Annotated in this window: 10 protein-coding genes; 6 read left to right on the plus strand and 4 right to left on the minus strand. The window is 68.7% G+C overall.

Going from position 1 to position 11,222, the window contains the following annotated elements; genetic code table 11:
* Positions 1 to 156 precede the first annotated feature (156 nt).
* The 6 genes from ACEN88_RS15405 to ACEN88_RS15430 all read left to right on the plus strand — a co-directional run bounded on the left by ACEN88_RS15405 (position 157) and on the right by ACEN88_RS15430 (position 6,488).
* Positions 157 to 627 (plus strand): disulfide bond formation protein B, encoded by a 471-nt coding sequence (locus ACEN88_RS15405; RefSeq protein ID WP_056133985.1) that lies wholly within the window; start codon positions 157 to 159, stop codon positions 625 to 627.
* Positions 627 to 1,454: a peptide chain release factor N(5)-glutamine methyltransferase gene (gene prmC / locus ACEN88_RS15410; protein WP_413340910.1), complete on the plus strand. Its 828-nt coding sequence runs from the start codon at positions 627 to 629 to the stop codon at positions 1,452 to 1,454. The genes ACEN88_RS15405 and prmC overlap by 1 nt, the downstream gene beginning before the upstream one ends.
* 70 nt (positions 1,455 to 1,524) lie before the next feature.
* Positions 1,525 to 3,282 carry a DUF885 domain-containing protein gene (locus tag ACEN88_RS15415; RefSeq protein WP_413340911.1) on the plus strand — a complete coding sequence of 586 codons (1,758 nt, stop codon included), beginning with the start codon at positions 1,525 to 1,527 and terminating at the stop codon, positions 3,280 to 3,282.
* 88 nt (positions 3,283 to 3,370) lie between these two features.
* On the plus strand, positions 3,371 to 4,966 hold the full coding sequence (gene gshA, locus ACEN88_RS15420; protein ID WP_413340913.1) for a glutamate--cysteine ligase: 1,596 nt from the start codon (positions 3,371 to 3,373) through the stop codon (positions 4,964 to 4,966).
* Between the two features lie 30 nt (positions 4,967 to 4,996).
* Positions 4,997 to 6,007, plus strand: coding sequence for a histone deacetylase family protein (locus tag ACEN88_RS15425; protein ID WP_413340915.1), 1,011 nt, complete (start codon positions 4,997 to 4,999; stop codon positions 6,005 to 6,007).
* A 13-nt stretch (positions 6,008 to 6,020) separates the two neighbouring features.
* A complete protein-coding gene (locus ACEN88_RS15430; RefSeq protein WP_413340916.1) occupies positions 6,021 to 6,488 on the plus strand; it encodes a GNAT family N-acetyltransferase in 468 nt (155 codons plus the stop codon).
* Here the strand turns inward: ACEN88_RS15430 and ACEN88_RS15435 are convergent.
* The 4 genes from ACEN88_RS15435 to ACEN88_RS15450 all read right to left on the minus strand — a co-directional run bounded on the left by ACEN88_RS15435 (position 6,481) and on the right by ACEN88_RS15450 (position 11,211).
* Positions 6,481 to 7,785: an MFS family transporter gene (locus tag ACEN88_RS15435; RefSeq protein WP_413340918.1), complete on the minus strand. Its 1,305-nt coding sequence runs from the start codon at positions 7,783 to 7,785 to the stop codon at positions 6,481 to 6,483. The genes ACEN88_RS15430 and ACEN88_RS15435 overlap by 8 nt on opposite strands.
* A 37-nt stretch (positions 7,786 to 7,822) precedes the next feature.
* The gene (locus ACEN88_RS15440) at positions 7,823 to 8,881 is read right to left on the minus strand and encodes a hypothetical protein (protein ID WP_413340919.1); all 1,059 of its coding nucleotides are present in this window, start codon (positions 8,879 to 8,881) and stop codon (positions 7,823 to 7,825) included.
* A complete protein-coding gene (locus ACEN88_RS15445) occupies positions 8,878 to 9,969 on the minus strand; it encodes a DUF3466 family protein (RefSeq protein WP_413340920.1) in 1,092 nt (363 codons plus the stop codon). The genes ACEN88_RS15440 and ACEN88_RS15445 overlap by 4 nt, the downstream gene beginning before the upstream one ends.
* A 90-nt stretch (positions 9,970 to 10,059) precedes the next feature.
* Positions 10,060 to 11,211, minus strand: a complete 1,152-nt coding sequence (locus tag ACEN88_RS15450) for a sensor histidine kinase (protein ID WP_413340921.1) — start codon at positions 11,209 to 11,211, stop codon at positions 10,060 to 10,062.
* Between the last annotated feature and the right edge of the window lie 11 nt (positions 11,212 to 11,222).

The raw sequence follows: 11,222 nt of genomic DNA on the forward strand, positions 1-11,222 counted from the left end.
CCCCCTCGGGGGCGCGCTTTTTCTAAACAAACCCCTCCGTCGGTTTTTTGTTTTTTTATTCCTAAAACACCAACCCCGCCCCCCCCGACCCCGGTGTTAAGACCGGTATAAGTTGCTAGACTGAAAATATCCTTTTCGACTTCAACCAGGAAGCCCATGTCCTCGTCCCGCAATCTCCTGCTCGCCATCGCCGCCGTCAGCATCGCCCTGATCGGCGCGGCCCTGTATCTCCAGCACGTGAAGGGCCTGCTGCCCTGCCCGCTGTGCGTGATCCAGCGCTACCTGTACCTCGGCATCGCGATCTTCAGCCTGATCGGGGCCTTCGCCAACAAGATCAAGGCCGGCGCCGGGCTTGCACTGCTGTGCGCGCTGGGCGGCCTCGGCTATGTCGGCAAGCATCTGTACGTGCTGGCCCATCCGGGCTTTTCGTGCGGCATCGATCCGATGCAGACGACGCTCAACAAGATCCCGACCGCGACCCTGCTGCCCGGCCTGTTCCGGGCGGACGGCCTGTGCGAAGCGGCGCAGGAGACCGTGTTCGGCCTGAACGTGCCGCAGTGGTCTGCCGTGTGGTTCACGATCCTCACGCTGGCCCTCGTCTGGGTGCTGGTGCGGCGCGCGCGCTGATGACGATCCAGCCCGGCGCCACCATCGCGGCCGTGCAGGCAGGCCTGCCGCTCGACCCGCTGGAAAACCGCATCCTCCTGTGCGAGGCGACGGGTCTGTCGCGCGTCCAGTTGATCACGCAGGGCGACCGCGTCCTCACGCCGGACGAGGCGTCCCGCCTGGACGATCTCGTGGCGCGCCGGCTGCGCGGCGAACCGATCGCCTACATCGTCGGCCGGCGCGAATTCTTCGGCCTGGCGTTTCGGGTCGGCCCCGCCGTGCTGATTCCCCGCCCGGACACGGAACTGATCGTCGACCTGTCACTCGAGCGCCTGCCGGACAACGCAGCGCGCCTGCTCGACATGGGGACCGGAAGCGGCGCGATCGCCGTCGCCGTCGCGCACACACGGCCGGATGCCGACGTCACCGCGCTGGACGTCAGCCCGGACGCATTGGCCGTCGCCCAGGCGAATGCGGCCGCCAACGGCGCGCGCGTGCGGTTCCTCGAGAGCAGCTGGTTCGACGCGCTCGCCGCCGTGGAAACCTTCGACGTCATCGCCTCCAACCCGCCCTATATCGCGGCCGGCGACGAGCACCTGGTCCAGGGCGATTTGCGTTTCGAGCCGGTCGGCGCGCTGACGGACCATGCCGACGGCCTGTCGGCGCTGCGCATCATCATCCAGGGCAGCCCGCGCCACCTCGCGCCGGGCGGCTGGCTGCTGCTCGAGCACGGCTATGACCAGGCCGCCGCCGTGCGCGCGCTGCTGGCGGACGCCGGTTTCACGGACGTGCAGAGCTGGCGGGACCTGGCCGGGATCGAGCGCGTGAGCGGCGGCCGGTTCGGCTGAACGTCTCCCCGGCGCGCTCCGGACGCCCCGTTTGTTACAATTTCGGGTCCACCACCCGGAAGCCAACACGATGCGTCGACTGTTCGCGACCCTCATCCTGCTGGGCCCCCTCGTTGCGTTCGCGGCGGATGCCGCCGATCCGGCGCAAGCACTGTTCGAGCGCGACTGGCAATGGCGCCTCAAGCACCGGCCCGAATTCGCCACGAGCGTCGGCGACCACCGCTACGACGCGCTGCTGGCCGACACCTCGCTCGCGGAACAGACGGCCACCATCGAGCACGCGCGCCGCATGCTCGACCTCGCGCGCCAGATCGACCGCGCGCAGCTGGCCGGCCAGGACCGCCTCTCCTGGGACCTGTTCACGGGCGACCAGGAACGCATCCTCGCGCGCGCCGCATTCGTCGGGTTCGACCCGCAGCCGGTCAGCGCGCAGGACGGCCTGCAGATCCGCTTCCCGCAACTGATCGCGCAGATGCCGTTCGTGACGGAGGACGACTACCGCAACTACATCGCGCGCCTGAATGCCCTGCCGCGCCACGTCGACGGCATCATCGAGCAGATGCGCGAGGGGATGCGCACCGGCTGGACGGCACCGAAGGCCATCATGACCGGCCTGCCCGCGCAGTTGCGGGCCATGCGCGAGCACGTGCAGGATGGCGCCCTCGGCGCGCCGTCCGCCGCGAGTTGCACGCGCGTCTCCTCGGCGATGGTCGCGGGCAGGCGCTGGAACGGCGCGGCCGCCCTGCGCACGGCGGCGGGCGCGTTGCAAAAGCTGGAAGACTTCGTGCGCACCGACTACCTGCCGGCCGCGCGCACGACCATCGGCGCATCCGGCCTGCCCGGCGGCGCGGCGTGGTACGCGTATCTCGTGAAGACGGCGACCACCACCACGCTGGCGCCGGCCGAGATCCACACGCTGGGTATCAAGGAAGTGGCACGCCTGCGCGCCGAGATGGAAGCGACGGCCGCGCGCACGGGCTTCAAGGGGAGTTATCCGCAATTCGTCGCGTTCGTGCGCAGCGATCCGCGCCTGTTCCCGACCAGTGCCGACGCGCTGCTGGACCGCTACCGCCGCACCATCGCGCGCGTCCAGGCCCAGTTATCCACGCAGTTCGGCACGATCCCGCAGGAAGAACTGGCCGTCAAACCGGTGCAGCAGGCGGGGGCCGACACGCAGGGCGGCGCGTATTACGAAGCGGGTACGCTGGACCGGGTCGCGGCCCTCGCCGTCAACACGAGCCGCCTGGACACGCGGCCGCTATGGGAAGTCGAGACGCTCGCCCTGCACGAGGGCATCCCCGGCCACCACCTGCAGGTCGCGCGCGCCCACGCCATCGACGGCCTGCCGGCATTCCGCCGCCACGCCTGGTATCCCGCGTTCGGCGAGGGCTGGGCGCTGTATGCCGAGGGCCTGGGGCCGGTACTGGGCCTGATGCGCGATCCGTTCTCGCAATTCGGCCGCCTGGCCGACGAGCAGCTGCGCGCCGCGCGGCTCGTCGTCGACACGGGCATCCACGCGCTGGGCTGGCCGCGCCAGCAGGCCGTCGACTGGCTGAACGCGAACACGGCCAATCCGCCGTCCGACAACGAGGTCGAAGTCGACCGCATGATCGCCCAGCCGGGCCAGGCGCTGGCGTATAAAATCGGCCAGCTGCGCATCGCCGCGCTGCGCGCGCGGGCGCAGGCGGCGCTGGGCCCGCGCTTCGACGTCCGCGCCTTCCACGACGCCGTGCTGGACAACGGCGCCGTGCCGCTGGACGTGCTGGAGAAGCGCATCGACCGCTGGATCGCGGCGCAGAATGTCCCGGAACCTGACCTGGTTAATTAACTAAAATGTCATATTGAGGGCTGACCGGCGCGGTTGGCCGATTTCGGTTACTCTCTGCGTCTCATGGCAGTATAAGAAAGGAATCCTCGTGTCGAACCAACTGACCCGCCGCCTGGCCCTGCTGGACGACGATGCCCGCCGCGGCCTGCTCCTGCAAGGCCTGCGCGGCATCGAGCGCGAGACGCTGCGCGTCGACGGCCAGGGCCACCTGGCAAGGACTGCGCATCCGGTAAAACTCGGCTCGGCCCTGACCCATCCGCAGATCACGACGGATTACGCGGAAGCGCTGCTCGAATTCATCACGCCGGCCGAACACGACATCGGCCTGGCCCTGCACCGCCTGGACGCGATCCACCGCTACGCCTATTCCAAGCTGGACGGCGAACTGCTGTGGAGCCAGTCGATGCCGTGCGAGCTGCCGGCCGAGGAAGACATCGAGATCGCCTGGTACGGCAAGTCGAACATCGGCATGCTCAAGCACGTGTACCGCCGCGGCCTGGCCCTGCGCTACGGCAAGGCCATGCAATGCATCGCGGGCATCCACTACAACTATTCGCTGCCGGAAGAACTGTGGCAGCTGCTGGCGGAGCACGAGGGCATCACGGAAGAACGCCGCAACGCGCTGCGCGACTTCCAGTCCGAAAGCTATATCTCGACCATCCGCAACTTCCGCCGCTACAGCTGGCTGCTGATGTACCTGTTCGGCGCCTCGCCGACCCTGTCGAAGGGCTTCCTGCGCGGCCGCGAACACAATCTCGAGACGCTGTCGGACGACACCTTGTTCCTGCCGTACGCGACGAGCCTGCGCATGAGCGACCTGGGTTACCAGAACGACGCGCAATCCGGCCTGCGCCCGCACGAGAACAGCCTGGAAAGCTACGTCACCTCGCTGATGGACGCCGTCAAGCGTCCGTATCCGCCCTACGCGGAGATCGGCACGAAGAAGGATGGCGAGTGGGTCCAGCTGTCGACCAACATCCTGCAGATCGAGAACGAATACTATTCGACGATCCGTCCGAAGCGCGTGATCCGCACGGGCGAGCGCCCGGTGCAGGCGCTGTGCGCCCGCGGCGTGCAATACATCGAGGTGCGCTGCCTGGACGTCGATCCGTTCGAGCCGGTCGGCATCGCACTGGAGACGGGCCGCTTCCTGGACGCCTTCCTGCTGTTCTGCGCCCTCGAGGAAAGCCCCCTGATCAACGCGATGGAAGGCCAGGTCCACGCGCGCAACTTCGCGCGCACCGTAAAGGAAGGCCGCCGTCCGGGCCTCACGCTCACACGCAACGACCACGAAGTGCTGCTGAAGGATTGGGCGGAAGAGCTGCTGGAACGCATCCGCCCCATCGCGGAACTGCTGGACCACGAGCACAATTACAAGGGCGCGCACATGGACGCGCTGAACGCGCAGAAGGCCAAGGTCGCGGATCCGGAAAAGACCCCGTCCGCGCGCGTGCTGCAGGAAGTGCGCACGCTCGGCTCGTTCGCGCAGTTCGGCCTGCGCCAGAGCGAACTGCACGCCGAGGCGTTCCGTACCGAACCGCTGATGCCGGCCGAGACGGGCCTGTTCGACGAGATGGCGCGGGCATCGCTGGCCGAGCAGGCGCAGATCGAGGCGACGGATACCGGCTCCTTCGACGACTTCGTGGCGGCGTATAACAGTAGTACACTGTGCCGTAACAGCTGACCCGCCAGGTCGGGCTGAACCGGGGCCGCCTTGCTTACCTTCTTCAACGAACACCACGCACAGCACGCCACGACGTCGGAACCGCCCCAGCGCATCGACGTCGTGGCGAACGAGTTCACGCGGCGCGGCCTGGGCCGCATCGTCACCCCGCATGGCGTGCCCCTGACGTCGCTGGAACGCATCCACACGCCCCGCTACCTGCACTTCCTGCGCAGCGCGTGGAACGAATGGCTTTCACTCGACCCGCGCAACGCCGAGCGCGATCTCGTCCCCTCCGTGTGGCCAGGGCAAGGCATGCGCCGCGACGTCGAACCGGACAGTTTCACGGGCCGTCTCGGCCTGTACGCGTTCGACGGGACGACGCCGCTGACGGCCGGCACGTGGACCGCCGCGAAGACGGGCGCCGACTGCGCGATCAATGCGGCGCACGCGCTGCGCCTGGGCGAGCGGAGCACGTTCGCGCTCACGCGGCCGCCCGGCCATCACGCCGGCGCCGACTACTGCGGCGGCTTCTGCTTCCTGAACAATGCCGCGCTGGCGGCCCAGCACCTGCTCGACGACGGCCTGCAGCGCGTGGCCATCCTCGACCTCGACTACCACCACGGCAACGGCACGCAGGACATCTTTTATCGCCGCAAGGACGTGCTGGTCGCGTCGATCCACGCCGACCCGCGCACGGACTACCCGTACTATGCGGGCCACCCCGACGAGACGGGCGCCGGCGCGGGCCTCGGCTTCAACCTGAACGTGCCGCTGCCGCGCGGAACGGCGGCAGCGCAGTGGTTCCTCGCGCTGGAAACGGCCTGCGTCAGGATGGCGGGCTTTTCTCCGCAGGCGCTCGTCGTCTCGCTGGGCGTCGACGGTTTCAGCGGCGACCCGCGCTCGCACTTCGGCCTCGCCAGCGGCGACTTCCTGCGCATCGGCGAGCGCATCGGCTTTCTTGGCCTGCCGACCGTCTTCGTGTTCGAAGGCGGCTCGGTCGTGCCCGAACTCGGCATCAACGTGGTCAACGTGCTCGAAGGTTTCGAGACGGCGGCCTGACAAGGAAACGACAATGATCGAATGGCAGTGGAGCGGTTTCGCCCACCTGACGGCGGCCGAACTGTACGAGATGCTGGCACTGCGCCAGCAGGTGTTCGTGCTCGAGCAGGCGTGCCTGTACCCGGACATCGACGGCCTCGATCCGGGCGCGCATCACCTGCTCGGCTGGCGCACCCTCGACGGCAGGCGCGAACTGGCCGCCACCCTGCGCTGCCTGGCGCCGGGCGCGAAATACGAGGAGATGTCGCTGGGCCGCGTCGTCACCAGCCCGTCCACGCGCGGCACGGGCCTGGGCCGCGAACTGGTCGCGCAAGGCATCGCGTGCGCGCAACGGCTGCATCCCGGCCACGCGATCCGCATCGGCGCGCAGGCCCACCTGGAAGCGTTCTATGGGAGCTTCGGCTTCGTCACGGTGTCCGCGCCGTACGACGAGGACGGCATCATGCACATCGACATGGTGCGCCCCGCTTCCATCATTTGAGCAGGCCGGATTTCGTCGGATCCGGCATGCGGATCGCGACGAGGCAGGCCAGCGCGCACATGACGCTCACGTACCAGTAGAAATACGGCTCGTGGCCAGCCTGCTTGAACCACAGGGCCACGTATTCCGCCGAGCCGCCGAAGATCGCGTTGGCGACCGCATACGACAGGCCCACGCCCAGCGCGCGCACTTCGACGGGGAACATCTCGGCCTTGATCAGGCCACCGATCGACGTGTACAGGCTGATGATCGCCAGCGCGCACACGATCAGCGCGCCGGCAGTCAGCGGGCTCGAGACGTTACGCAATGCCATCATGATCGGCGTCGTGAACACGGCGGCGAGCGCGCCAAAGGCGATCATCGACGTGCGCCGGCCGATGCGGTCGGACAGCGCGCCGAACGCCGGCTGCAGCAGCATGTAGACCAGCAGGCAGACGGTCATGATGCGGCTGGCCGTCTCCGTGCTCATGCCGGCCGTGTTGACGAGGTATTTCTGCATGTACGTCGTGAACGCGTAGAAGATCAGCGAGCCGCCCGCCGTAAAGCCCAGCACCGTGACGAACGCGCGCCGGTGGTGCTTCAGCAGCGACGCGACGCTGCCCGCGGCCTCGCTCTTGCGCTCGCTGGCGGTGGTGGTCTCGTGCAGCGAACGGCGCAGGTACAGCGACACGAGGGCGGCGCAGGCACCGACGACGAACGGGATGCGCCAGCCCCAGGCCTTCAGTTCGTCATGCGTGAGCAGCAGTTGCAGGATGCCCAGCACGAGCAGCGCCGCGAGCTGGCCGCCGATCAGGGTCACGTACTGGAACGACGCGAAGAATCCCTTGCGCCCCGGCTCCGCCACCTCGCTCATGTAGGTGGCGCTGGTGCCATACTCTCCGCCCACGGACAGGCCCTGGAACAGGCGCGCCACCAGCAGCAGCATGGGCGCCGCCGTGCCGATGCTGGCATAGGTCGGCAGCGCGGCGATCATCAGCGAGCCGCCGCACATCATGAGCACGGAAATCATCATCGCGTTGCGCCGGCCGTAGCGGTCGGCGATGCGGCCGAACAGCCAGCCGCCGATCGGGCGCATCAGGAAGCCCGCCGCGAAGATGCCGGCCGTGTTCAGGAGCTGGGTTGTCGGATTGCCTTTCGGGAAGAAGGCGGACGAGAAATACAGGGCGCAGAACGAATAGATGTAGAAGTCGAACCACTCCACCAGGTTGCCGGACGACGCGCCGACGATGGCGAACACGCGCTGGCGCGATGTGAGATGTTCGATGGCATGCGGGTCCGCTGTATCCGTCGTGGTCATTGCTATCCTCCGGGTCCGGACCCAGCATAGCAGTTCCTTAATTTTTACGGCGCCACAACAGCACCGGGATGCCTGCAAGCAGCAAAAATGCCGCTGCCGGCTCCGGCACGGGCGAGAGCAGGACTGGCGCGCAATACCCGAAGTCGTTGCAGCTGTTGGCCACGATCTGGCCGGCGTCGTTGATGCCGACGGCGTCCGTCAGCACCTGGATGCCGAGGCCGTCCGTCACGTTGTTCAGGTCGACCAGGCTGCCGTCGGCATACACGAACGCGTGCGAGAAACCGTCCCCGACGAAGCTGGAATAACCGACCACCATGCCGGCCGCGTTAATGGCGTGGGCTTCGCCGAAGTCGCCGCCGAAGGAACCGAGGTCGTGCATCACGCCGCCGCTGTACAGGAACGGATGCCAGACGGCCGCGGCGCCGATGAGGCTGTAGCCCGCCACCTGGCCGGCATCGTTCACCGCCTCGGCCCAGCTGAAGCCGCCGCCCAGCGTGCCGAGGTCCTGCATGGTGCCGTCGTGGTACAGGAATGCGTGGGCGCCGTCGTCCGGGAATCCCGGGCCCGGCTGGGAGCCGCCGACGATCATGCCCGCGCCGTTGATGCCCCGCGCCCGCGCATCCGCCCCGCCCAGCGTGCCGATGTCGGTCAGCGTGCCGCCGCTGTACAGGAACGCGCGGCTGTTGCCGGACGCATCCGTGGAATCGCCCACGACCTGGCCCGCGGCGTTGATGCCGTACGCGATGCTCTCGCCGCCATACAGCGTGCCGGTGCTCCGGATGTCGCCGTTGCGGTAGATGAAGCCGCGCGTAAAGTCGCCGGACAGCGAGGCGCCGACCACGGCGCCGCCGTTGGTGGCGGTCGCCCAGGCGGACTGGCCGCCCAGCGTCGGCAGGAACGTCGTCGTGCCGTCCAGCCACACGAAGGCGCGTTGCTGGTTGTCGGGATTGATACCGCTGCCGACGACGCTGCCGTCGTTGCCGATGCCGTAGGCCGTGAAGTTTTCGGGCAGGAAGGTCGCGGTATAGAGCGGGTCGGCCAGCACGGCCGGTGCCGCCACTGCCAGGGATACGCCGAGCATCAGCGCCGGCTTCACGCGGCGCCGGCGCGCGCGCCGGCCAGCAGGCCGAGCCCGGCGGCCAGCATTGCCCAGGTGGCCGGCTCGGGCACGGCCGACACGAGGTCCAGGCGCACGTCCGCGCACGTGCCGAGGCGGCAGGCACGGCCCAGGATCTGGCCCGCGTCGTTGATGTCGGTGGCGTCGATGATCTCCCAGCCGTTCGCGCCCGTCACGAGCGTGTTCAGGTCGACCATGTGCCCGTCGAGATAGATGAAGGCGTGGTAGCCCCAGCCGACGTCCGTGATGAGGTCCGACGCGCCGACGATGACGCCCGCATTGTTCAGCGCCCGCGCATAGCCCCAGTCGCCGCCCAGCGAACCGAGGTCGACCATGTGTCCGTCACGGTACGCGAAGGGGCGCGTCAGCGCGCCGTTGTCCAGGACGACGTCCGTTTCCGACCAGCCCACCGCGAGCCCGGCGTCGTTGACGTCGTAGGCTTCGCTGCGCATGCCGCCCAGCGTGCCGAGGTCGAGCATCATGCCGCCCTGGTAGAGATAGGCGTGGCGGTCCGGGTCGAACGTGCTGGAGGGAAGCGTGGCCGTGCCGGCCACCGTGCCGGACGCGTTGATGGCCGCGGCATAGCTCCAGTCGCCACCGAACGTGCCGATCAGGTGGACGCCCCCGCTGTCATACAGGAAACCGCGCTGTGCCTCGCCGATGTAGGGCTGGGCATTGCCCGCGACCATGCCGGCGTCGTTGATGCCTCTCGCGTTCGAATACGCGTACATGTCGGGCAGGCTCGCAGCCACCGGTACCACGCTGCCGCCCACATACGCGAACGCGCTGCCGTTGTACGGGCTATTGCGTGACCCGGCGATGTCGCCATGGTTATTGATCGCAAGACCGTAGCTGTCTGGCAGCACGCTGCCCAGGCTCGTGACGGTCCCGCCGGACAGGATGGCGGCCGCACCGCCGGACGTGCCGACGATCTGGCCGGCGTTGTTGAGCGCGGACGGCGCTAAACCCGCCGGCAGGAAATCAAATGTATAGAGCGGATCGGCCCACGCGTGCGCGCTGGCGAAGAACGGCAACAACAGGGCGAACAGGCAACGGCGTATCGACATGGCAGGCTCCGGATGACATTCAGGCGTGCCAACGATACGGCCCGACGCGCCGCGCGGAACTGAGCCAGATCAGGCGTGCGCGGAACGCATTCAGAACGTGATGACGAAGCGCGCGCCGCGGCTCACCGGGCGCGCGTAACGTACCGTGCCGCCATTGCCATGTACCAATTGACGCACCATCGCGAGGCCAATGCCGCCGCCCTGTTTGCGCGTCGTGAAGAAGGGCGTGAAGATGTGCGCGGCCAGCGCGTCCGGCACGCCGGGACCGTCATCGTCGACCTCGATGCGCAGGCGCGCGCCGCGCACCAGGCGGGCGGCAACGCGCGCGCGGCCGCCCGCACCCGTCGCCTCGAACGCGTTCTTGAGCAGGTTGATCAGCGCCTGCTCGAGCTGGCCCGGGTCGGCCATCAGTTCCAGCGACGCCGGCTCCACCGAGAACGCGACCTCGCCGCCGCGCTCCCGCCAGGCCGGCCCCACCAGCGCATCGAGCCGCGCGAACAGGGCGGCCAGCGGCACCCGCTCGGGCCGCGCATCCGGCACGTTGGACAGGCTGCGGTAGCTGGCGACGAAACCGGCCAGGCTGTCGGCGCGGCGGCCGATGGCGTCGAGCGCCGTGCCGAGGTCCGCCGCCACGTCGGGCAGCAGCGCGGGCCGTGCTTCCTCGACCAGGTCGCGCGCCGTGCGCGACAGCGACGCCACCGGCGTCAGCGAATTCATGATCTCGTGCGTGAGCACGTGCACCAGCCGGCGCCAGGCGTTCAAGGCTTCGGCTTCCAGTTCGCTTTCGACCGGCATCAGCGCGGCGAGACGCTGCGGACGGCCATGCAGGGTCAGCATCGACACCGTCGCCAGCGCGCGTTCGGTGCCGCGCTCGGTCTCGAACTGCAGCAAGGTGCGGTCGCCGTGCGGTTGACGCGCCAGCTGGCGGTACAGGGCGGCGCCATCGGTGGCGCGGCCGGGCGCGACCAGCTTGCGCGCGTTCGCGTTCAGCGGCTGCACGTGCTCGTCCCCGTCGATGCCGAACAGCGCGACCGGCGCGTGTTCCAGGCGCGCTTCCAGGGCCAGCGCATTGTCGACGAGGCTTTGCTGCTCGACGTTCAGCACGGCGCGCGGTTCAGGCGCAGGCAGCCGGCGCAGCGCGGCCAGGCTGCGCCACAGGACCAGCACCGCGACCACGGCCGCCAGGCCGCACAGCACGAGGACACGCGGCGCATCGCCCGCGCGGCCGGCGCCGAACGCCAGCGCCGCGTGTC

The sequence above is a fragment of the Massilia sp. CT11-108 genome, assembly GCF_047302915.1.
GTDB lineage: Bacteria > Pseudomonadota > Gammaproteobacteria > Burkholderiales > Burkholderiaceae_D > Telluria > Telluria orientalis.

Excerpts from the sequence above, each read along its gene's own strand:
- ACEN88_RS15435 (WP_413340918.1), bottom strand. The coding sequence starts at position 7,785 with ATGACCACGACGGATACAGCGGACCCGCATGCCATCGAACATCTCACA.
- ACEN88_RS15430 (WP_413340916.1), top strand. The coding sequence starts at position 6,021 with ATGATCGAATGGCAGTGGAGCGGTTTCGCCCACCTGACGGCGGCCGAA.
- ACEN88_RS15415 (WP_413340911.1), top strand. The coding sequence starts at position 1,525 with ATGCGTCGACTGTTCGCGACCCTCATCCTGCTGGGCCCCCTCGTTGCG.
- ACEN88_RS15445 (WP_413340920.1), bottom strand. The coding sequence starts at position 9,969 with ATGTCGATACGCCGTTGCCTGTTCGCCCTGTTGTTGCCGTTCTTCGCC.
- ACEN88_RS15405 (WP_056133985.1), top strand. The coding sequence starts at position 157 with ATGTCCTCGTCCCGCAATCTCCTGCTCGCCATCGCCGCCGTCAGCATC.
- prmC (WP_413340910.1), top strand. The coding sequence starts at position 627 with ATGACGATCCAGCCCGGCGCCACCATCGCGGCCGTGCAGGCAGGCCTG.